General features: G+C 57.9%; 19 protein-coding genes. 14 read left to right on the top strand and 5 right to left on the bottom strand.

All coding sequences use genetic code 11. The annotated features are described in order from the left end of the window. The first annotated feature begins 106 nt into the window (after nucleotides 1-106). The gene (locus J2R76_RS18355; RefSeq protein ID WP_253624473.1) at nucleotides 107-1,081 is read left to right on the top strand and encodes a LysR substrate-binding domain-containing protein; all 975 of its coding nucleotides are present in this window, start codon (nucleotides 107-109) and stop codon (nucleotides 1,079-1,081) included. A 16-nt stretch (nucleotides 1,082-1,097) separates the two neighbouring features. Here J2R76_RS18355 and J2R76_RS18350 read toward each other — a convergent pair whose 3' ends face one another. The 4 genes from J2R76_RS18350 to J2R76_RS18335 all read right to left on the bottom strand — a co-directional run bounded on the left by J2R76_RS18350 (nucleotide 1,098) and on the right by J2R76_RS18335 (nucleotide 5,741). Then, on the bottom strand, nucleotides 1,098-1,463 hold the full coding sequence (locus tag J2R76_RS18350; RefSeq protein ID WP_253624472.1) for a DUF3088 domain-containing protein: 366 nt from the start codon (nucleotides 1,461-1,463) through the stop codon (nucleotides 1,098-1,100). 16 nt (nucleotides 1,464-1,479) lie between these two features. Next, the gene (locus J2R76_RS18345; protein ID WP_253624471.1) at nucleotides 1,480-2,658 is read right to left on the bottom strand and encodes an MFS transporter; all 1,179 of its coding nucleotides are present in this window, start codon (nucleotides 2,656-2,658) and stop codon (nucleotides 1,480-1,482) included. A 354-nt stretch (nucleotides 2,659-3,012) separates the two neighbouring features. Continuing rightward, on the bottom strand, nucleotides 3,013-5,253 hold the full coding sequence (locus tag J2R76_RS18340; protein ID WP_253624470.1) for a tetratricopeptide repeat protein: 2,241 nt from the start codon (nucleotides 5,251-5,253) through the stop codon (nucleotides 3,013-3,015). A 173-nt stretch (nucleotides 5,254-5,426) separates the two neighbouring features. Further along, nucleotides 5,427-5,741 carry a hypothetical protein gene (locus tag J2R76_RS18335; RefSeq protein WP_253624469.1) on the bottom strand — a complete coding sequence of 105 codons (315 nt, stop codon included), beginning with the start codon at nucleotides 5,739-5,741 and terminating at the stop codon, nucleotides 5,427-5,429. 509 nt (nucleotides 5,742-6,250) lie between these two features. Between J2R76_RS18335 and J2R76_RS18330 the strand changes: the two genes are divergently transcribed. The 10 genes from J2R76_RS18330 to J2R76_RS18285 all read left to right on the top strand — a co-directional run bounded on the left by J2R76_RS18330 (nucleotide 6,251) and on the right by J2R76_RS18285 (nucleotide 16,815). Then, nucleotides 6,251-7,879, top strand: a complete 1,629-nt coding sequence (locus J2R76_RS18330; protein WP_253624468.1) for an acyltransferase family protein — start codon at nucleotides 6,251-6,253, stop codon at nucleotides 7,877-7,879. Between the two features lie 219 nt (nucleotides 7,880-8,098). Beyond that, entirely contained in the window at nucleotides 8,099-8,305 is a 207-nt protein-coding gene (locus J2R76_RS18325) for a cold-shock protein (RefSeq protein ID WP_050424578.1), read from the top strand. 560 nt (nucleotides 8,306-8,865) lie between these two features. Continuing rightward, a complete protein-coding gene (locus J2R76_RS18320; RefSeq protein WP_253624467.1) occupies nucleotides 8,866-9,279 on the top strand; it encodes a hypothetical protein in 414 nt (137 codons plus the stop codon). A 284-nt stretch (nucleotides 9,280-9,563) separates the two neighbouring features. Continuing rightward, a complete protein-coding gene (locus J2R76_RS18315) occupies nucleotides 9,564-10,319 on the top strand; it encodes a hypothetical protein (protein WP_253624466.1) in 756 nt (251 codons plus the stop codon). A 556-nt stretch (nucleotides 10,320-10,875) separates the two neighbouring features. After that, on the top strand, nucleotides 10,876-11,547 hold the full coding sequence (locus tag J2R76_RS18310) for a hypothetical protein (RefSeq protein ID WP_253624465.1): 672 nt from the start codon (nucleotides 10,876-10,878) through the stop codon (nucleotides 11,545-11,547). 326 nt (nucleotides 11,548-11,873) lie between these two features. Beyond that, on the top strand, nucleotides 11,874-13,397 hold the full coding sequence (gene istA / locus J2R76_RS18305; RefSeq protein ID WP_253624464.1) for an IS21 family transposase: 1,524 nt from the start codon (nucleotides 11,874-11,876) through the stop codon (nucleotides 13,395-13,397). Nucleotides 13,398-13,408: 11 nt separating this feature from the next. Further along, complete coding sequence (gene istB, locus J2R76_RS18300) at nucleotides 13,409-14,149, top strand: IS21-like element helper ATPase IstB (protein ID WP_253624463.1); 741 nt, start codon at nucleotides 13,409-13,411, stop codon at nucleotides 14,147-14,149. Nucleotides 14,150-14,574: 425 nt separating this feature from the next. Next, the gene (locus J2R76_RS18295; protein ID WP_253624462.1) at nucleotides 14,575-15,816 is read left to right on the top strand and encodes a DUF6035 family protein; all 1,242 of its coding nucleotides are present in this window, start codon (nucleotides 14,575-14,577) and stop codon (nucleotides 15,814-15,816) included. Nucleotides 15,817-15,902: 86 nt separating this feature from the next. After that, on the top strand, nucleotides 15,903-16,148 hold the full coding sequence (locus tag J2R76_RS18290; RefSeq protein ID WP_253624461.1) for a hypothetical protein: 246 nt from the start codon (nucleotides 15,903-15,905) through the stop codon (nucleotides 16,146-16,148). A 457-nt stretch (nucleotides 16,149-16,605) separates the two neighbouring features. Then, nucleotides 16,606-16,815, top strand: coding sequence for a hypothetical protein (locus tag J2R76_RS18285; RefSeq protein ID WP_253624460.1), 210 nt, complete (start codon nucleotides 16,606-16,608; stop codon nucleotides 16,813-16,815). Nucleotides 16,816-17,106: 291 nt separating this feature from the next. Here the strand turns inward: J2R76_RS18285 and J2R76_RS18280 are convergent, their stop codons facing one another. After that, complete coding sequence (locus J2R76_RS18280) at nucleotides 17,107-18,207, bottom strand: Fic family protein (RefSeq protein WP_253626029.1); 1,101 nt, start codon at nucleotides 18,205-18,207, stop codon at nucleotides 17,107-17,109. A gap of 381 nt (nucleotides 18,208-18,588) precedes the next feature. Between J2R76_RS18280 and J2R76_RS18275 the strand changes: the two genes are divergently transcribed. The 3 genes from J2R76_RS18275 to J2R76_RS18270 all read left to right on the top strand — a co-directional run bounded on the left by J2R76_RS18275 (nucleotide 18,589) and on the right by J2R76_RS18270 (nucleotide 21,287). Next, the gene (locus J2R76_RS18275) at nucleotides 18,589-19,998 is read left to right on the top strand and encodes a DUF2130 domain-containing protein (protein ID WP_253624459.1); all 1,410 of its coding nucleotides are present in this window, start codon (nucleotides 18,589-18,591) and stop codon (nucleotides 19,996-19,998) included. Nucleotides 19,999-20,748: 750 nt separating this feature from the next. Continuing rightward, the gene (locus tag J2R76_RS40665) at nucleotides 20,749-20,883 is read left to right on the top strand and encodes a hypothetical protein (protein ID WP_256521019.1); all 135 of its coding nucleotides are present in this window, start codon (nucleotides 20,749-20,751) and stop codon (nucleotides 20,881-20,883) included. Between the two features lie 215 nt (nucleotides 20,884-21,098). Next, nucleotides 21,099-21,287: a hypothetical protein gene (locus J2R76_RS18270; RefSeq protein ID WP_253624458.1), complete on the top strand. Its 189-nt coding sequence runs from the start codon at nucleotides 21,099-21,101 to the stop codon at nucleotides 21,285-21,287. Nucleotides 21,288-22,151 lie beyond the last annotated feature (864 nt).

The raw sequence follows: 22,151 nt of genomic DNA, 5'->3' as shown, positions 1-22,151 counted from the left end.
CGTGCGCGGTCCCGGCAGTCAGCGATGGCGGTTGGTGGTGCTGGAGAAGATCGGTGCACACTGCACGGCTCCACAATAGCTATCCCAGTGAGAGGCAGGAGAGAAGATGCGCAAGCTACCGATCCTGAAAAGTCTCCATCTGTTTGAGGCAGTCAGCGAGTTTCCAAGTTTCTCAAGGGCGGCCGAGCGGCTAAACATGACGACCGGCGCGGTAAGCTACCAAATGCGCCTGCTCGAGGATTGGTTCGGCAGGAGACTATTCGTGCGCCATAGTTCGGGCGTGCGGCTGACATCCGACGGCGAACAGCTCAAGCGCAGCTGCGCGAGCGCGTTCACCATGCTCGAGAAGGGATGCTACGAGCTACGAAGGCGCCATGCAGGACGTTCTGTGGTGGTCGGGTGCTCAACCACGTTTTTGTCGCACGGCCTGTTGCCCCGTATCGGTCGGTTCCGCAAACTCTATCCGGACATTGACCTTGTCTTTGAAACCGAAGCCGATCTTGACGCGCTGGCTGTTGGTGCGTTGGACGTATTGTTTGTTGCCGGCCCGCTGAAGCGGCCGCTTCCCGTCCGCGAGGTGCACGCTTCAAATGAGATGATTGGCCCAGTCTGTGCGCCAGCTACGCTCGAGGCGATCAAAAGCCCGGAAGATATTCTGTCTATCTCTCTGTTGCACGAGGCCGACAGGCTGAACGCCTGGAGCGAATGGGCCAGCGCAGCTGCAATATGCTTGCAAGCATCGCGCAAGGTCGTGTTCGACACATTTTCCTTGGCTTTGGAGGCGGCAAAAAGTGGGCTGGGAGCCGCAATATCCTCGCAAATTCTGGTCAAAAGCAACCTTGAAAAGGGAGAGCTCGTAGCTCCATTCGGCTTCGTGCCGGTTAATCGCTCAATCTATATGTTCGTCAATGGGCAATCGCGCAATAGCGCGGCTGTCAAACAGTTTGAGCGCTGGGCGCTGTCAGAAATCCTGAGCCGGGATCATCAGCAGTCGCTCTTTGAGGCCCCAACCCGGCAGATCAAGCAAGCCGCTCAATCGAAGGGGCCGCCGGATGGGTCCCTGCTAGCATCAAGTCGTTGACGGCCACATCATGGACCTACCAGCTGCGGACTGTTCGACGGTAAGACGCAGGAAATCCGTGGCGCGCAGCCAGAAGATCAAGGATTGCAAACACATCGTCGACATAGGCGAGCCCGTTCGCGTACTTCGCATTCACTGGTAAAGAGCTTTCCTTCTCCAAAATCAGAACGGGCGCGGACTGATGATCCTGCCCAAGCCTCTCGATAAGCGCGGCTCGTGGCTTCACCCAGGGAATCCGACGAACGTCGAGCCTCGCAGCGCGGCTTGGAAACGCGGACAGCAACCCGTCTAATAGCAAGCAGTGCCAACAATAGAATTGCCGTCCCGGCAAGGCCGGATCCGAAAAAGGGCGTTCTAAAATGAACAGCTGATCCCATGGCATGGTGTGGATCCCTGATCTAGCGATCGGCAGGACATGAAGCTTGAGAATCCCTTGATCTGACCACCGCGAAGGTCGCAACGGCGAAGGCAACAAATACGCTCGCCGCGCATAAGAGAACGATCGTGCCGAGAGCGAGCCAATCACCTAGAATCGACAAAGCAATGCCATTTCCCGCAACGCCGCTATAGGTGCAACATTGAAATAAGCCCGAAAGGCGACCGGCGCGGTCCGGAGCCACTGAAGACACCATGTGCGCGTGAGCGGCAGCCGCAAAGATCTGGCCGAAACCAAGCATTGCGCTGCTGGACGCGATGACCACGGAAAGGCCGGCATCAAGCGACATCAGCGCAAGGCATGCCGCAAGCAGCATCGCGGCCCCGGCAATGGTCGGCAGAGCGCCTAGCAGGTCGTAAATCGGCTTGACGGCCAGCGCGCCCAGCAAGGCAAAAACGCCGTTCGTCATGACAATCGTCAGTAGAACGCTTTTGTCGAGAACCCCGTCAGCTGTGGCATGTATCGCAGGATAGACATTGATGATACCGGCGCCGAGGTTGAGCAGAAAAACAGCCAAGAATGCGGGATAGAGCGGTGCCAAGTCCAGGACGGTTCCCGACGGCCGCGCCTCAAGCACTGCTGGCGTTCTTCTGAACTGCTGCTTGATGCCAAGGAGCACAATCAAGGACAGCATGATCGCCGATATGTTGAAGGCCAAAACGCCGGGCAAGTGCAATTGATCGGACAGCATGGCACCTGCAAACATTCCCAAAAGATAGGTGAGCCAGTCGATATTGGCGATATTGCGTAGCACCGAGATCATGCCGTCTTCCGATGTAACACGACGGAAGAAAGCAACCTCTGCAGACAAATAGACCGGCTGGACCAGGCTCAGGACGGCCATTGCGGCATAGCTCTGAAAGGAATCGGCTCCGTCGCTGCCGAAGATGGCGAGCAGCGCGCATATGCGAACAGCATTGACGATCATCATGGCCGAGATCGGATCGCCTCGGTCGACCAACGGCGACAGGAAGAGGCTCCCGAGCATGATAGGCGCAAAAGTAACCGCAACGCCGAGACCCGCGGCGCTCATGCCGGATTGCAGAAGGCCGATCAGGATGCCGATACGGAACGCCCAACCGCCGATCTGAATGATCAAATGCGAGAGATAGATGAACTGCCGTGTGCTCGCCCCACTCATTGTTGGCTTAACTCATCGAGGATCATTGGATATCGCTTGACGCGGAAGGGAAGCTGGATGGCATTGGTTTTGCGACGCATCATCGGTGCGATGAGCCCGGACGCCACGACGAACGCGCTCGCAATAGGTCGGCTCGGCAAGGCATCGTATTACCTATCTACCTCCATGTCGGCGTTCGGCCATTCCCGGCTATGCCGGCCCAGGCGCTTGCTTTTCCGGTCAGCCTAAGTTGCAGCGCTTGCCGCAACAGCATCCGCTAGACCCGCCGGAGCTGTGAGGTGCAGCACCCATGTCCTTAGCGATCCTGTCTCACGCCGCTCGAGCTCGATGGCAAGAGTGCTATGAGCCGCAAGCTCACCGCGGCTTCGCGGAAGATGTAGAAGCTCGCTCCCGCCGCGAAGCCAGGTCAGCTTGCAGGCTTTTCTCGATGTGCTCACGGGTGAGGACGTAGTCTGGATCTCCTCCTATCTCGACAGCGACTGTCGCGTGGTTCAGTGAAATATCTGGCCGGCCTTCGTTGAAGTACTCGATGGCGAGATTGTTGTGGGTGAGCGCATGTCGAGGGTTAAGGTCAAGAGCTTGAACATAGTGCGCGATGCTCTCGTGCGCCTTGCCAAGCTCGGAATAGGCAAGGCCGATATTGCTCTGTAGGTCGGGGTTTTTGGAATTGATCTCGGCGGCCGTCAGATAGGACTCCAGGGCAGCCTTCGGCCTGTCCTGCCGCATCAAAATGTTGCCCTTCTCGAAGTGAGCCCGCCATTCGTTTGGCTTGATGACAAGTGTCCTGTCGAGATCGGCGAGCGCGCCTGCGGCATCCCCCATTCTGCTGCGAAGTGCGGCCCTGTTCAGGTGAGCCTCATAATAGGGTGGGCAAAGTTCAATGGCGCGCGCATAGGCCTCCAAAGCCTCGGCTTCCCGTCCAGCCACTTTCGAAAGCAGGTTCCCCAGGTCGTTGTGATACTCTCCATAGTAGGGATCATACGCAATGGCCTCACGCAACTGCTTCTCAGCCCGAGAAAGTTCGTCGATGAGTTCATAGACCTGACTGGTGTTGTAGACCAGAATCGATTGGTGAAGCTTGAAGCGCTCGTCGCCATACGCCTTGAGCATCTTGCCAAGCCCTTCGGCGCACAGCGCGAGGGCTTCGTCGTACTTCTGCTGTTTGGCCTTGATGTAAGCATAGGCGTTCTCTGCAAACACCTTGATGTAGTCGTACTTGTCGTGCCCCCTGAAATCCCGCTCGATGGTCTCCAGGTTCCGTAACGCGTACTCTTCGGCCAGCGTGAGATTGACTGGCTGCTGATAGCGTCCATACGTCATTGATTGGGCATAGAGAACCGTTGGCGTGTATCGGCTCTTTGGGAAGGTTTTGTCAAATTCGTCCAGATAGGGGACCGACACCCGCCCGCAGCCGAGTGAGTACAGCACAAAAGCCGCGTTGATGAAGGCGGCATTCACGGGAGCATCCCCGGAGCCGTAGGTGCGAAGCGTAGGGTCGGCGAAAATTTCCCCGAAGTAGCCAAACCAGAGATCATACAGGCCAATGCTCTGGAGGATCTGACTTGGTTCTGCAAGCAGCTCCAGACGCTTGTACTTGTCCCGTACCGATAGCGCATGCAGCATGACGAGAGGCGCCTTGCCCGCCAGATAACGCTCCAGGCATGCGTGGTGCAGCTCTTCATGCAGATGATCTGCGGTGGCCGGTTCGAAAATTGCATAGTTTCGTTGCGCGATCAGATCGGGCGTGGTGCAATCGGATTCAATGTAAGATTTGAGAAGACTATGCCGTTCCCCCGTGTTGAGGCTAGCCAGATAGAGATCCACGGTCGCGGTCGGGTCGAGATAGCCGACGACTGGTAATCCTGCCGCAGCGCATTTGCTCAAAGCCTCCGCAATCAACGGATTGCCGCCGCTTGCCTCATAGATCTGCCGATGTTTCTCCGCGGCGAGATCCGGATCAAAGGTTGGTCCCAGCTCTTGCGAGCTATATCTGCCGAAATGAACCTCGCTGGCGTCCGGGAAATAGAGGCGTTGCTCATAGTCGATCAGAACGAAGCGAAACAGCCGCGCATCGTCGTCCAGCCTGACGAGCAGCTTGATCAGGTTCTTGGCCGAGCCGGACAGGGCCGCCGCCCGATCGATGACGATAATGTGACGCTCGTTGAGCTGTTGGGCGCAGTTGATCAGGAATTCGGCTAGTCCGACCAGGAGCTTGTTTTGATATTCATGATGATAGAACCGGGTACGCTCCTCCTTGCTCGAGGTATTCGTGAGATCCTTCGGCACGGTAAAGGCGTCGCTGTTTAGGAGGGGGAATAGCCGCTTCAAGGATTGTTGTGCCGCCTCAACCAGTTTGGGCCTAGCTTCTTTGGCCCACCTTAGTTCGGCGTCAATGAGCGTTTGCAGCCCGGCAAGATAGCCGCCGGTCCGCCAGTCGCCGTCGGTGATAGAGAAGTTATAATGGGAGCTCGCGAGTGCCGATTTGATCGTCGGCAGCGGCGCCATGCCCGCTTCTGCCTTCAAAATCGTAATCGCACTGAGCTCGACGGATGCTGATATCGCTGAAACCACGCGCTGCTGGATCAGATCAACCATTTTACTCTCCCGAACTGTCACAAAAGAGGGTGGTCGAAACGACCACCCTCCGATGCCGCCATGCTCTCATCAGGTAGATGCATCCAAGGCATCCGTCACACCAACCTAGAGCGTACCCGTGTACGGAGTGGTGGTGCGGATCGTGGTCTTGATCTCAGCGATCTTCTTTTTCATCATATGCTCCTTTCCTTCTCTGGCACGCCAGGCCCAAGCGAAGGCGCGGCCAGTCGTGCAGGACGAGAATAGTAAATTGCTGCACCAATCCGCAGCGAGATTCCTTGACAGTCGTTGTCAAAAAGATTGAACGCGCGATTCGGATCGGCTGCCCGAGCCGGCAGCAATAGCTGCGCCCTTCCTTTTGCGATGCGTTCAGGTATCGCGATCTCAGGCTCAGCAGCCTTGGGCCGGCTGGCGGCGGGGGCGTAAGAATAAACCTCGTCGCAAGGAGTGTCACGAGGATAGGCGCCTTGTGCGCTCTGCTTCTGCACATGAACCTCCTGGTGGCTGGCTGATGATAGCCTTTGCGGTTTTCCGCGTAGGACGTGAACTGGTGCAAGTATCCGTCGTGAGGCTGCCCTTGGCGACAGCGCGTTGCTCTGACCTGGGCTTTCATCGACTACCTTGCGCCCCGAGCTCCCTTCGCAGAGGGAGCAAATTGGCTGGTGCCAACCCATTCCGGAAGGCTTCCGGTGAGACAATGGCGCAGTTCAAGTTTGACAGGTCAGGGGACGTAGCGTGGGCCAGGGCCGGTCGGAATATGGACCTCGATCCGAGTAGCCCTACCAGAAGGCAGAGTTTCAGCGCTAGCCGACTTCCCAATAAGGTGCGAGGGCGCTCTGATTACGGATTTGAGCAACCGCTGGAGTTTGGCTGATCGCATGGCACGCTCGCTCGATGCGATCAGCCTTCCTGCCTTTAGCGGTCAGTCCAACCGCCGGCCTTTGGTGCCATCGATCGCCAGGATTTGTACCCACCTCGCAAATGACGAGCGACATCGATGGTTAAGCAGATACCCGCGCTGACCGGTATCCGGTTTGTCGCGGCGGCAGCGGTCGCATTGTCTCACGGCGGCAGCGTGTTCTTGCAGGGACCGAGCCTCGGACTCGATATCAGCGTCGGGACACTCGGCCTGCTCGGAATGTCGGTCTTCTTCACGCTGAGTGGCTTTGTCATTCAATATAACTATGGCAGCTCGATTGTGAGCAGCCCGCGGAAAGCGATCCCGGACTTTCTCGTGGCGCGCATAGCGCGAATCTATCCTCTGTTCGTTGTTCTGTTTCTCGTCGAATTGCTGACCGGACCGATGGTCTGGCCGTGGCTTCTCGGAACCAAGGCGTCGGCCGAAGGATTCTCAACGCACCTCATCCCATTTCAACTCGGGATGGTTCAAACCTGGTTTTTCGCAAATGTCGCCGGTGTAGCGCCCGTCTGGCAGTACGAGGAGGTCGGCATCGTCTCCTGGTCGGTGAGTACCGAATGGTTTTTCTATCTCGTTTTTCCACTCGTTTGTCCTCTCCTTGCGCGGGTCAGAACTGTGCCCGCCGCGGTTTTGTGCGCCATTGGAGCCGTCGCAGTCGAGCTGGGCATCGACCTTGCCGTGCTCATGCTGCAGGGCCGCATCAACCTGTTTGCGCTTCATGCCTACGGAACGGAGGCGGCTCTGCCGAACTGGAAGAACACGCTCATCCTCTGGATCGTCTACTTTTCGCCGTTTTGCAGGGTGTGGGAGTTCGTTCTCGGCTGTTGCTTGGCAAGGCTCCATGAAGTGTGGTCGGCGCAGGATTTTAGACCGTCTCGCGCTCTGCTCGACATCGCAACAATTGTTGGCGTCGGAGCGATTAGCTGGGTGTTCTGGTTTACCGCCCACAAGCCGGCATTTGCGGCTTCCATGAGTCTGTTCGATATTGCACGCAACAATATCGCCCTGGCGGCGCCGGTTGCGCTCATCCTTGTCGCGGCGACTCAGCCCAGCAGCACTGCAGGACGGCTGTTGTCAGCAAGGTGGCTTGTCTTTCTGGGCGAGGCCAGCTTTGCCCTCTATCTTATACACATCATCATCTTCCGGCGTTTTCCGGTGGTGCGTTGGGAAACGGCGAGTCAACTAATTGGCCATCTCGGTGCACTCGCTCTTGCTTTCGCCCTGGCGACTTGCGCCGCGATCCTGTTGCATTTCGGCTTCGAAGTGCCGGCCCGACGGCGAATTCGCGGCGCCTATCAGGCGGCCTCGGCGGAACAGCGCAGGCTCCTGGTGCGATTGGGAACTGTCGGCTTTGCCGCTCTTGTTGGTGCGGCGGCCGCGTATGCACTGCGGGATGCGACCGGAGATGCCATCACGCAATCGGGCATTTCGGTCGTTTCCGGTACGTATGGCGGCAATTGCCGCTGGATGTCAGCGCGCGGCAACACCACGGATGCGCTTGCAGAAACGTGTAATGGTAAGAGCGAGTGTACGTTTCGTACAGAGGCGGCACGGATTGCCGATCCTGCGCCGGGTTGCGCAAAGGAGTTTGCCGTCGCCTGGTTCTGCAAGGGAGATCGCAGCATTCGCTCCAGCTCGGCTCCGGATGCGCATGCGACGTCCTTGGCTCTGCAACTTTCCTGTAAGAAGGTGGCGCGCGATGATTGAGCCGCAGGCTGAACGCCCATCCGAATCCCCCCTGAAGCGAGAATCTCCAACGTCAGGGTCTTGCGGTCGGCCGCCGCACAAAAGAGTCAGCATCTCAGTCATCGGGCAAGAAAGTTGCGGACGTGACTGCCGCGGCGGACGAGCGTCGTTTTGCCGCCCACCTTGATGGCTGCGAGAGTCTTCGCTAGATCACGAAGGTTCACTGATGGAGATGCCGCCGTGGCAATGGGTATTGTGAAGTGGTTCAATTCCAGCAAAGGTTATGGCTTCATTCGGCCGGAGGACGGAAGCGCCGATGTGTTCGTACACATCAGTGCCGTGGAAAAGGCCGGTTACACCACCCTTGAGGAGGGGGCTCGGGTCAGTTACGAGCTCAAGGCCGGGCGATCGGGCAAGACGTCAGCTGAGGATCTTCGGGTTGGCTGATTGAAGTGCACCTCCGGGCTGCCCTCTGCAACTTGTGATCTCGCGCCTGTCCGGCGATGCCTTGTATCTGGTGCGCCGGGCGGTCCTTTACGACCGTCGCTTCCAACTGAGGTCCGTGGCGGCTTCAATCAAGGCATTGCTCGCCGGTGCCACAGCGGTTCCGGATTCTGCCCGCCTTGGAGCAGTGTGGACCTGACACAATATCCTCGGTGCCATGAATGGTCCGAACCGTACACTCCTGCCCAGCGGGCCAGGAGGTGTACGCCGCGCATGTCCTTGTAGCAACTTGCTGCACCGGCCGACGCAAAGCTTGTGCTGTCGATTCTAAAACGAGCTCACCGAGGCGAGTTCGTCCGTTATGGACGATACGAGCCTGCGGCGTGCTGATAGCGTGCCCGCTCGAGGACTCCTCGCGCATGAGCCGGCGAGCGATTTGAGGACGCCGGCGCCGGGTTAGCCAATATAGTTGAGGTTAACGGCGCCATCCTGTTGACGATGCGCCCCAAGCCTTGATCCATTGTAGGGGAACTGCACCACACAGCCCATCGGAGGCACGGCAAGTGTCCTTCCAGCTGACCGTCCTGAAAGTGCTGGCCGGTCAGTCCACCGGGCGGGCCTCTGTTGCCGAAGTCCGGCGCGCCGTGGAGATCCTGATGAACAGCGGCCGCGACTGGACCGATCGCATGAAGCGGTTGGCCGAACATGCGCCGGATCTGAATATCTTTTCGGCGAAGTTTGTCATTCGTGATGCTCTCGGCTGGGAAATCACACAAGAGGGGCGGCAATTCCTGTCTGCACTCGAAAGGGCGGTCGCCGATCAAAGAGAGCGGCCCCAATCAACCATCGATCCCTCGTCCAACGAACTCCATGCGCATGCGTTGGATGCCGCTAAGCCACATGCTGCTCCCTGCGATCGCCGTCGCAGGTCGCGGCGGCGCCGCAGGAAGGCCCGGTCTGATCGGCGTACAGCATGAAGTGGCTTGACGCCAACTACCACCCGTCCCCTACCCAAGATAGGTGCGGCATTTGACCCGTAGTGCTGAGGAGATGCGACAAACAAGTTTGAGGCGGCGTAACATGCGGGTAAGTGATGGGCGAGCGGAAGCGAAGGCGAGAAGCGGTTTTAAACGGCCCCTGTCCGTGCGGTTCGCAGAAGACCGCCCGCCATTGCTGCTTTAACGGCAAAGACTGGCACAAGCCCGCCGCCACTCTCGGGCTAAGGTCGCTTCCGCCGTCATCGAGTGTCGCCAAGTGTTACATGAAGGAATTAGGGTCTTGTGTTGCCCCAATATCCAGCGAACACATCATCTCAGAGTCGGTCATCCGGGTGTTAAAAGGGGACGGTGAATTCTCGGTTGCCGGCCTGCCATGGCTTGCGCCGGACGAGACCAAGATACTGGCGTCCCAAAGCCTGCGGACCAACTGCCTTTGCACCAAGCACAACAGCGCGCTACATCCGCTCGACGATGCGGCACAGTATCTCTTTGCGTCACTGAAATCGTATCTTGAGCACGACGCGGGAATGAGGCATGCCCTGGTGTCGGAGCACGACATTGAGCGCTGGCTGTTGAAAACGGCCAAAGCGGCTGCCGTCTCGAAGAATCTTGCAAGGGGGCGGGAGCGGCTATCCGGCACGTTCTCGCGGGACGCGGCGATACTGGACATGCTCGACGATCCGCGTCACTGGCCCGACGGGGCCGGGCTCTATTGTGTAATGAACACGGGCGATACGCTGCTGAACCAGTCGCGCTTTCAGTTGCAGCCACTCACCAATGCGCAAGACGATATCGAAGCTCTGGCGCTCAGCATCATGGGCCTGGTTTTCGTGTTACTGCTGGAACCGCTCGATGTCAGCAAGCATCCCTTCTTACAGGGGGCAAAGTACCGACCAGCCAGAATTGTCATATCGTATCCGACCTCCACCAACTGGCTTACGATGAGCTGGGAAGACGGGAAAGCGCACGAGGTGCTGACGATGCAGCACGTGCGGAATGTGCCAGCCGGTGCTCGCTGACGTGTTCAGCGGCGGGTGTTGGAAAATCTTGTATATAGCGGGGATAGAGATTCACAACTCACTGGAAGAACTGACGAAAACCGGGATTCGCACAGCTGCCTGTGGGAAACGTGCATAACCGATTAGTGCGTTGCGGATCAGCTCCGAAACCCCGACAAAGGAATCCCACCGGCTCTCAAGGTTTTCAATGGAGAGCTGTATGTCCGACCATCAACTGAAATTCAAAGGTCCCGGCTTCGACTTCGACGCCAAGGGATGGCAGGCGATCGTCGCGGCCATCCTCATCGTCGGTATCGTGGCGTGGCTATGGCACTAGCGTATCCAGCCGACGCTGGTTGGCGCGTGTTCCCTGGTCGGGGAATTGGGACGTATTGGCCGCACTGGCACAGTTCGCATTGAAGCGTATCAGAGCCGGGGCACGACGGACATCGCCATGGCATTGACCCTTAAGCGCGGCCTATCGCCAGAATGTTCTTGCGAGTAATAGTAGGGCGGACATACTCGCTATAGTTGATACAGCTTTGCCTATTACGAAGGCTCGCGGGGGCTGCAATCTATGAGTCCTTTTGCCAATAACCTCTTATTCCTGGGCATACTTGCCGCTTTCCTCATCCCTGCCAAGAAGTGGACCGAGATGAACCCACACAGGATCGAAGACGGTCCATCGTGGGGCATGGCGACGGTCAGCGCATTTTACACGATGGTCCTATTTGCGATCGCACTTATTTCTGAAGCACGAGAATACTCTATAGCAGCCGCATTCTTCGGCTCTTTCGCATTTGGCTCCGCAATAGGTGGCTGCTTTCTGACCCAATTTAAGCGAAGCCCCGAAGAGGTTCCCAATGCGCTGCTTCGATGGTGGACCAGTAAGTTCGACGGAGCAGCGGACGGCCTGTTTAAGTCAATTTTCGTTTTACCGGCGGGGTGGCTGATCTCTCACCTCACTCCACTAAACGGCCGGTTCTGGTCAGCAGTCATCCTGGCGATAGTACTGGTTTCTGCCAAAACCGGGGTCGCCATGTTGGCCCTTCATGACGATGCGGCAGCTTTGCTGCGAACGACGCGGGAGCGAATGCTCATCCGTGGTAGCATCCTGCTCACCATGATCGTGGGCATCGCCAGCCTCTTGTTTTGGCTCGGTCTCGCACGACCGTTTGTCGAGAGTTGGTCGCATGAATGGACGAGCATTATGGGCTTCCTAGTGGGAATCATCTTTCACTCCCTATAGGCAGCTTGGATTAGTGAAGTCGTGGCCAGCCAGATCATTGAACCATATTACGAGCGAATCGGCCAAGCTTGTCGTCTGTTCGACCTCCTGCCTGGGCACCCGCCAATGACCTTTAAGGGCCTGCGGATTCCGAGATGATGGTGCGCACCGTACCGACTTGATGGCGCGCAGGGTTCCGAGATGATCGCGCGCAGCATTCCGAGCATTCTCCGCGCAGCATTCCGATTTGATCGCGCGCAGTTTCGGATGGTGTGAAGCCCGATCGTTGGGCCAATTCTCCGGCTGGAAGCAGCTGGGAGGATTGGATGCCAACGAGGAGGGTTATCATGCGCCAGGTGCGCGAGATTGTGAGGCTGAGCCTTGAGGCTGGGCTCTCGACGCGCGTGGTTGGCGAGCGCGTCGGCATCGGACCGACGACGGTACGTGACACGCTGAAGCGGTTTGCGCGCGCGGGTCTGGCATGGCCGGTCCCGGAAGCGACAAGCGACGCCGAGCTGGAGCAACTGCTGTACGGGGTGCCTGGCGTGAAGCCTGGTCGCCGCAAGGTGGCCGAGCCTGACTGGTCCGTTGTTGCCCGCGAGCTCAAGCGCAAGCATGTGACTCTGCAGGTGCTGTGGGACGAGTACATTGCGGAGCATCCGGACGGGTACCGGTACAGCCGCTTCTGTGACTTGTTCCGCAATTGGGAAGGCCGGCTGCCGCAGGTGATGCGCCAGCACCACGGCGGCGGCGAGAAATTGTTTGTCGACTATGCCGGCGACACGGTGCCGGTGGTTGACCGTAAGACTGGCGAGGTGCGTGACGCGCACATCTTCGTGGCGGTCATGGGCGCATCCAGCTTGTCGTTCGCGCTGGCGACCTGGACCGAGCAGCTCGGCGACTGGATCGCGGGACATAACGCGGCCTACAGCTTTTTTGGCGGCGCGACGCAACTGCTGGTGCCCGACAACGCCAAGGTCGCGGTGATCAAGGCCTGCCTCTATGACCCTATGGTCAACCGCAGCTACAGCGATATGGCGCAGCATTACGGCACGGCGATTTTGCCGGCACGGCCGCGTCGCCCGAGAGATAAGGCGAAGGTTGAGGCCTGCGTCGGAATCATCGAGCGCTGGCTGCTGGGGCGGCTGCGCAACCGAACTTTTTACAGCCTGGCCGAACTCAACGGTGCGATCGCCGAGTGGCTGGCCAAGCTCAATGACGGACGGGTGCTGCGCCAGTATGGCCGCACACGGCGCCAGCTGTTCGAGGAAATTGACGCGCCGAATCTTAAACCGCTTCCCGGCGAGCCGTGGGTCCATGCCGAATGGCGCCGATGTCGGGTCGGGCTCGACTATCACGTCGAGGTCGAACGACACTACTACTCGGTGCCCTATCGCTTCGCCCGTCGCGAGGTAGAAGCGCGGATCTGTGCGCGAACGATTGAAATCTTCCTGGGGGGCGAGCGTATTGCCGCGCATATGCGCGGCAGCGGCAACGGGCGGCACACGACGATCAGCGCCCACATGCCCTCCAGCCACCGGCGCTATGGCGAGTGGACGCCGGCAAAGATCCGCAGCGAGGCAAGCCGGATCGGCCCGATGCTGCGCCTGCTGATCGACCGGATCATCGAGGATCGGCCGCATCCCGAACAGGGCTATCGTTCGTGCCTGGGGATCATCCGGCTTGAGAAGCGCTTTGGCGCCGAGCGCCTCGAGGCGGCCGCGCTGCGCGCAATTGAGATCCAGGCTCGCAACTACCCGAGCGTCAAATCGATCCTCGAGAAGGGGCTCGATCGCGTTGCAACGCCCACGTCCCCCGAGCGCGAGCCGATCCTACACACCAACATCAGAGGCTCGGACTATTACCACTAATAGGGAAGAAAATGCTGACACACCCCACGCTCCACTTGCTTACCCAGCTCGGCCTTACCGGCATGGCCGAGGCCTTTAAGAGCCTTGCCGACAACGAGGAGGTCCATGGCCTCGCTCACGCCGAATGGTTGGCGCTGCTGCTGGACCATGAAGCGACCTGGCGTAACAACCGGCGCCTGGCGCTTCGCCTTCGTAAGGCAAAGCTGCGTCATCATGCCGTGCCCGAGGATATCGACTACCGCGCCCCCCGTAGGCTCGACCGCCGCTTGTTCGACATGCTGCTCAAGGGAGACTGGATCAAGAACCACGAGAATTGCGCCATTGTCGGGCCGACAGGCATCGGGAAAAGTTGGCTTGGCTGTGCACTTGGTCACAAGGCCTGCCGGGACAACCACTCGGTACTTTACACCCGGCTGCCGCGGTTGTTCGAAGAACTGGACCTTGCCCGGGGCGACGGCCGACTCAGCTCGCGGATGAAGAGCATCGCCGCCGTCGAGCTCCTGATTTTGGACGATTGGGGCCTCCAGGCCATCGACGCCAACGCGCGGCATCATCTGCTCGAAATCCTCGAAGATCGCTACGGCCGTCGGTCGACGCTCGTCACCAGCCAGCTTCCAATTGCCAAATGGCATGAGCTCATAAACGACCCAACTTATGCTGATGCCATACTCGATCGCCTGCTTCACAACGCTCACAGGCTCGAACTGAACGGTGACTCCATGCGTCGCCCGCCCGTTCTTCCTCGGCCTTGATTACGCGGTCTGCCAATGAAGACCGGGACTGCAGCCCGCGAAGCTGACCGGCCGCTACGGCACTGTTGGGGGCGCGCGTCCGGTCAGCTTCGCTCCATCGAGCGACACCATCAAACATGCGACGCGATCTCTTCGGCAGCCGCTTGACCACGGGCTAACGATAGTGCCAATTGCCTTTAACGATCGGGTACTTCACCTGCGCGCGATCAGATCGGAACGCTGCGCGGCATCAGATTGGAATACCTGCGCGCGATCATCGGAATCCGCAAGGGCCATAACGTCATCATCGAACCGCGCGCTTTCGCGGCGCGAGTGAATGACCCGGAGATCGAGAGGTTATCGACCTCAATTCAGGTGAGGTACAGCGCGCAACAACGTTCATAGCGTCGCACCGCTACAGCGAATTGGTGGAAGCGCGTGTCGCCATGCGCGAGCGGATGAAGAAGGGACAGCCACGGCATATTTGCGCGATTTGCGGTACGCCAGTGCACCTAGTCGCCAACATGCGCAAGCGCTTCTTCTTTCGCCATAAGACAGAAGATGGCTCATGCCTCGCGATAACGCGGGGTGCGTTAAGCGAAGAAGAAATCCGCGCGCGAAAGTATCATGGTCTGCGCGAAAGCGAAGCACACAAGCGCATCAAGCAGCTTATTGAACGCAGTTTGCGGGCCGACCCGGCATTCGACACAGAGACAATCGTTCAAGAGAAACGTTGGAGTGCGGCGGACGATCCCCGGACTTGGCGCAAGCCCGATCTGCAGGCGACCTCGACTGAAGGACAGTTTGCCTTTGAGGCCCAGCTATCGACGACCTTTCTGGATGTCGTGGTCAGTCGTCGGATGTTCTATCGCGAGGTTGGAGCGCACCTGATCTGGGTTTTGGCGAGTTTCTCGGAAGACTACAGGCGCACGACCACTGACGACCTGTTGTTCTCCAATAACTCAAACGTCTTTGTCGTCGACGAGGAAACGGTTCGCTTGTCGGAGGAAACCAAGCAGTTTCACCTGCGATGCCACTACCGCGTTCCGTTCTGCAATGCCGGCTCCGTCGGCGACAAGTGGCAGGAAGCCGTGGTTCCTTTTAGCGCGGTCAAGAAGGAGATCGAGCAGCAACGCGCCGCCTACTATTTCGATTATGAGGCGGAAGAAGCGAAGGCTTTGGACCGGCAGTTGCGTGACGAAGTCATTGCCTATTGGATGGAGAATATGACCCGGCAGATGGAGGGAAGGCCGGGACATCAGGATCGCTGGCTCGCTATCAAAGGGAAACTTGCCGAGCGCCACGTCGTCGTGCCAGACCGCCCGGCATGGGATAGTTGCTTTAGGGGTATGATGCATGCCGTGTTGAGTGGCCTGAAGGGCCACGGCGTAGGATGGCAGTTTGATACGTTGATACAGTGCGCGCACCAGGCTGCCGAAAAGCACCCGGAAAGCCTGCTTGCGTTTGCTTTTGCTGTCGAGGTGGCGGGCCACAAGGAGTTGCTGAAAAGCCAAGATTCGACCGGGAAGTGGGCTTCACGGTGTAAGGTAATGCGTACCCAATTGCGCAAGGGAGATCCAAAGTACGCGCCGCCTCAAGAATGGATGCCTGCGCTATCGTTTTTGTTTCCTGAAGTCGGTGCACGCTTGGCCGATTTCGTGCGGCGCAGCGGCTTATCAACGAGTTAGCTCACCATCATCGTGAAATCGCATTTACGATTATACGATTTGATCTGGCGTACCTTATTATCGTGCCGATTAGAGGGGCTCCCACTATGTCTGAAACCAAGGTGAGTGAAGCGGACTCTGATGCACTGCGCGTACTCATCGACTGTATGGAGAAGACGCCACCGCTATCTCACGAAGAGATCGTTGTTTTGTCCGCCAACCAGGATACCGTCATTGAGCGAATGCTCGCGAGCGGCGAAAGCTGGAATCAAGCCTCGTCCGAGCCCGCTTTTCTTTCCCTAAGCGAAAGCGAATTCCGACACCACCTGAAGGCAATCGATAACAATCTCTGAGAGTAGACGGCCATCGTTGCCGACGCATTTTCCAAGTACCTGAAGATGGGCGAAGTCCCGGCCCCGCACTATCCCTGGCGCATTGCCATCATTCTACGGCGCGAAAAGAGATTGGATTTAGAGAAACAGTTCCTTGCCGCGTGGTGCGGGCACTTCTCCGGCGGAAGCGGCGTCCGGTACGCTCAACTGGTCGATCGACTCCGAAAACTGACATAAGCATCTGCGATTAGCCCTGTGGCCCCGGAGCACCAGCTGCTGCAGTGCTATCCTAGCTTTCTCTCCAGTTCGCTGTCGCTTTCCAGCAAGCGCACCTCCAAACTTGGAATCTCTGGCATGGCTTTCCCAGCTATGGCCTGAAGGTCGCCGACCATTCCCACCGTGGATTCGATGACGGCCAGTATCTGGGTCTCCCTTTGTTGCCTTGTGGATGGCCTCGGCGTCGCGCAGGCGCTGCCGGATGGCCGATCACGATTGGATTCTTTTCGAACTGGCTTCGGGCGGCTATGGCGCTTTGCAGTCCAAAGCACTCGAAGCCGCCAAGTCCGTAACGGCCGTGAAGTTTATAGATGCCAACGAGCGTTCAGCGCTTCGCGAGAACGATGAGCTCATCCCAACACTCGAGGAGGAGTTGGAATCGGATCAGGATGACTCGCACGACGATGAATGATGTGTGAGTCACTGGCGAGCTTGTTGCACAAGTCAAAAACTTGCAACACTGGTAGTCATCAGTCTTCGTAACCGCTTTGACTGTTGCACCAGTCTGTTGCAAATTACAGACAGTGAAACACGGCTACGCCCGCGTGTCGACCTCCGAGCAGGATCATGCTGGGCAAGTCTAAAGGCTGCCGGCGCCGTCAAGGTCTTCAGTGAAAAGATGAGCGGTATGAGGGCCGATCGGCCACAGCTCGCCCGTGCCATCGCCGCGCTGGACCAAGGTGACGTGCTGGTGGTTATGGTCTCATGCTGGCGCTTCGGTGCCTTGATTGAGAATGTCGAGGTAGCGGACGTAGGCGTATATCCGCCGCCTCTGCTTGGCGGTGATTTCGCGGACGATGCCGAGTTTTTCCAGATGCTCCATCGCCTTGGCGACAGTAGGCTTCGAAAGACCAAGTTCTTTTGTCGTCGCCGGCACCGATAGAAGTGGGCGCTTCTGCAGAAGCTGATGCACACGCAGCGTCGATGCCGCAGGCCGGCCAAGCGCGGATATGGCGCGCCGGTCCTTTTCAAACAGCTCCAATAGCTGGCGCGCGGTTTCGGTTGCCTGGGTCGCGGTTTCAATCACGCCTTCAAGGAAGAAGGATATCCAGCTTTCCCAATCGCCGGTCTCGCGGACTCGTTGAAGCAGCTCGTAATAGCGTTTTCGATGAGTTTTGAAATAGAGGCTGAGATAGAGCACAGGCTCTTTGAGGGCACCCGCTTCACAAAGAAGGAATGTGATGAGCAGGCGGCCGAGACGGCCGTTGCCGTCTAGGAATGGGTGAATGGTTTCAAATTGAACGTGCGCCAAAGCGGCTTTAATGAGGAGAGGAATGCCCTGATGCTCCGCATGAAGGAAGCGCTCCAGCTCATCAAGGCATTGCATGACGAGATGTGGGGGAGGGGGCACAAACGTTGCGTTCCCGGGTCGCGTTCCACCGATCCAGTTCTGGGATTGCCGAAACTCGCCTGGCTGTTTGGTGCTTCCGCGTCCGTTGCGGAGCAGTACGCCGTGAATCTCTCTGATCAGCCGCAGCGACAGAGGAAAATTATCTGTGCGCAGGCGGCGCAGGCCGTGGTTGAGGGCGGCCACGTAGCTCGACACTTCCTCGACATCGTCGATCGGAGCGTGGGGAAGTTCATCGGCTTCGAAGAGCAGGAGGTCGGAAAGCGAGGACTGCGTGCCTTCGATCTGGGACGACAGGACCGCTTCCTTCTGAACGTACATGTAGATGAAAAGTGGCGGGGCTGGTAGAACGGTGGTCACGCCGTCCAGGCGGCCTAAGGCGGCCGTCGCCCGATGCAGCAGCTCGACGATCTTGACCAGGTCAATGGGCGGAACCGGCGGGAGAGGGGGCGGCATGAAGGCGCGCACGACCTCGCCCCCCACGGCGCTTTCGATGAAAGTACCCAGCCGGGTTCCGGTCGCATTAGCCAGGAAAGCTATCCTTTCCTTACGATTCGTGTAAGTAAAGGATAATTGGTTTTCCTTTCCTTAGGTAGGACGGAGCCCTCCGTTTGGGCAGCTTTTCTCCCCTACGCCCGCCAAACCAACTCGCCCGATCGGAAAACCGGGGAAAATGCCCGGAAACGTTGCGCATTGCTTGACCGTCCAAAGCGGCAAGTTCTAATTTTGTTCTCATGCGCAAGGGAGCCTATCAGAAAGCCGATCAGCCAGATTGGGCCGGGTTCCCCCCAAGCTTTCTAGACAACAGCAGCCGCCCCAACCCCTCGGACAGGAAAAATGCACGAGATCATCTGTCCCCACTGTGAAAAGGCCTTCAAAGTCGACGAATCCGGCTATGCCGAGATTCTGAAGCAGGTCCGTGACGGCGATTTTGAGAAACAACTGCACGAACGGCTGGAGTTGGCCGAGCGGGAAAAGCAGAACGCTGTGGAATTGGCCAAGGCCAAGGTCAGCAGCGATTTGCAGAAGACCGCGGCCGCCAAGGATGCCGAAATCCAGGAACTGAAGTCCAAGCTTGAGGCGAGTGAGGTTACTCAGAAGCTCGCCGTCACCGAAGCCCTTAGTGCAGTGGAAAAAGAGCGTGACACGCTAGCGAACGCGCTCGCGCAAGCTGAACGCGAGAAGAAAGCTTCCTCAGAGCTTGCTGAGGCCCTTTTGGCCAGCGAGCTGCACAAAGTCTCCGCCGCCAAGGAAGAGGAAATCCGAGAGCTGAAGGCCAAGCTCCAAGGCGTCGAGCTTGAGAAAAAGCTCGCCGTGACCGAGGCCGTCGGCACGATCGAAAAGGAGCGCGATGAGCTGAAAAACGGCATCAAGCAGGTACAGCTTGAAAGGCAGCTCTCTGAACAGTCGCTCAAGGACAAGTACGAAACGCAGCTCAAGGATCGCGATGACGCGATCGAACGGCTAAAGGATATGAAGGTCCGCCTGTCGACCAAGATGGTTGGCGAGACCCTCGAACAGCACTGCGAGACCGAGTTCAACCGGGTGCGATCGATGGCCTTTCCACGAGCGTATTTCGAGAAAGACAACGACGCGCGGACCGGCAGCAAGGGTGATTACATCTTTCGGGACTCGGACGAGGCCGGCAGCGAAATCATCTCGATCATGTTCGAGATGAAGAACGAGAGCGATAAAACCGCGACGAAGAGCAAGAATGAAGATTTTCTGAAGGAGCTCGACCGGGATCGCAATGAGAAGGGCTGCGAATATGCTATCCTGGTCTCACTGCTCGAACCTGACAGCGAACTCTACAACGCGGGCATCGTCGACGTCTTCCATCGCTATCCGAAGATGTATGTCATCCGGCCGCAGTTCTTTCTACCCATGATCACGCTTCTGCGGAATGCTTCTCTCAACTCACTGAAGTACAGGACGGAGCTGGCGTTCGTTAAGGCGCAGAACATCGACATCACACAATTTGAAAACCAGCTTGAGACGTTCAAGAACGGGTTCGCCAAGAACTACGATCTTGCCTCCAGGCACTTCCAGACGGCGATCACTGAGATCGATAAGTCCATCGATCATCTCCAGAAAACAAAGGATGCGCTGATCGGCGCGGACCGCAACTTGCGCCTTGCGAACGACAAGGCGCAAGACGTGACGATTAAGAAGCTGACCCGGTCTAACCCGACGATGGCCGCGAAGTTCGCGGAGCTTAAAAACCAGGCCGCTGAAGCCGCCGAGTGAGGCGCGCCATCTGCGCAGACGTCACGCGTACGATTTTATCTCGTCCAACGCCGCTTCTCTAGCGCGAGGATAATACAAGGAGTTTGTTGGAAGCCCTTGTCAGGGCAACATAGAGATGGCGTGTAGGCAAGGCTCCGTGATCGAGTACGATCGCTGAGTGTGACTGCAAGCCCTTTAGCAGCAAGGTGCTTCCGATAGATTTTTGGTAAAGAGCCCGGGGCAAAAAGCGACGTCTGTTTCTGATGATATCGGCGCTAGCTTGAATTTCGCTGAATGCTTGACAGCGAGACAGCGTTTGAGTGGTAGCCTCGAAAAGCTCCGGCCGAAACAGCCGTGTACCTCTTCTTGCTCGGAGGGACATTAGGACTTGTATTAGGCCCTTCGGCGAGGGGTCTGATAAGAAAGAAAGGGCAGCTTGCTCTGCCTGGTCAGGAGCGTTCCTAGCACGGCCACTCAGGAGGCTTTCCACTCGTTGTGACAGAACGGTCCCACGAACCGACGTCATGACCGCTTCCGCATGCCGGATGGCTAAATTCACGATCTTTTTGGGATCATCAGACGCGTCCACCACCTCGTTGCAGAACTGTTGAAGGTCCGGCAGATCAGATCTTTCCACCATCGTGACTCCCGGATGCCGCCGAGCGAAATCGCGGACACAGTCGACGAACAGCATGAAGCAGGGTTGCCTTAACTGTCACCCGCACCGGGGGCGAGGCGCGCGGCACTTAACTTAGCAAAAATGCCATCCGGATGAAGAAAGCCCTGCCGCGTGATCTGTTGCTCAATAATGTCATGACAGATTTGGCTCCTGTCACTGTGCTGGACCTGGAGGCCTCAGAGGAGAGGAGCGGAGCATTGAAGGGCGATCTCCTCGCCGCTTTCTGAGCGGTTCACAGTGGTCATTCCTCCGAACACGACCTGCCCGTGCAAAGTCGTCTGGCGGAAAGGGCAAGGACACGCCGACCCTTGTTGCTAAATGAGGCGAGCGCTTGCTTCCAAGGGCTGGGACTGGGGGAAAATATCTTGCAGTGTAACCTCGGTCATATGCAGTCCCGCTTCTCAACTGGCATTATCAGCGAGACAATTTCTGGTAGGATGTCATGGACGACGAGTTTTGTAGAGAGAGGGCGCGGACCGTGCGGGAACTTGCCGAGCAAGCTGACCCGTTCATCAAGGTGCGCTTGTTGCAGCTGGCCGCCAATTACGAACGGCGCGTTGGTCAGCCAGAGAAATCAGCTCGAGATCGCGCTGACCAGCCGGCACGGACGTCACCCATTTTCCCGCCCTAAAATTGAGAGATGGCGCTACGAGTCATCGGGCCGAGTCGGCGAACCGATCCGGCATTCGCATGCGGCGGAGATCTTCATCGAGTGGCAAGTCGGGCGGCTACACCCCGCAATCCGTCACTGAACTGATGCTTCGCGCCTGCCCGGCGAAAGTCGCGGCATTCGCGCTGTTCCGCTCATACCGCCTCATTTGGCGAACTCTGCTCAGTTGCTGATCATGAGCAGAGGGAAGTTGTGCGAGATGGGCGAGACGTCCTGGTTCCTCTTGTGGAAATGAATTCGAAGGACTTGCCATGCCCGGTGCCCGTCAATTGATCGAGGTCAATGACGCGGATAGTGCTCAGCATGGTGTGGTCTCCGAGATGCAGCGTCAGACGTTCGAGGTCATTTGCCGCAGAGACTATGATGACTTCAATTTTCCGACCCATCAGGATGGGATACTTGGGAGGACGCCGCCAATGTTGCCATCGCGGACTGCTAGGGCCGAGCCATCACCGACGTGCGGTCACCTTGAGCGACCGGCGGCTCCTGAATCCAGCGTCGCTTGCAGCCATTTGGATCCGCTACCCAAATTGTCCGCCCCCGCCGTTGATATGCCGGCCAGCGTGCCCGCGGAGAACTTCCCATGCACAACAGACCTCACACATCTCGTCGGCTTGGGATGGGAACATGGTTGCCAATCAGCCCCCGATGCCTTGATCGGTTCCCTGAGCAGAAAAGGACTTCTACCGACGACACCACTCCATTCGCGAACACATTTTTACATCCATGGTCGGCCTTACACACCTAAGTTGGGGCAAGAAACAAGAGAGCCGACCTCAAACAATCCGAGCGGGCTTAGCGTAACGCTCGTCCCGGGGCATGGGC

Source organism: Bradyrhizobium sp. USDA 4532, from assembly GCF_024171315.1.
GTDB lineage: Bacteria > Pseudomonadota > Alphaproteobacteria > Rhizobiales > Xanthobacteraceae > Bradyrhizobium > Bradyrhizobium australafricanum.
The sequence above is the reverse complement of the archived record's forward strand: the minus strand, read 5'-3'. Positions and strand labels throughout refer to the sequence as shown.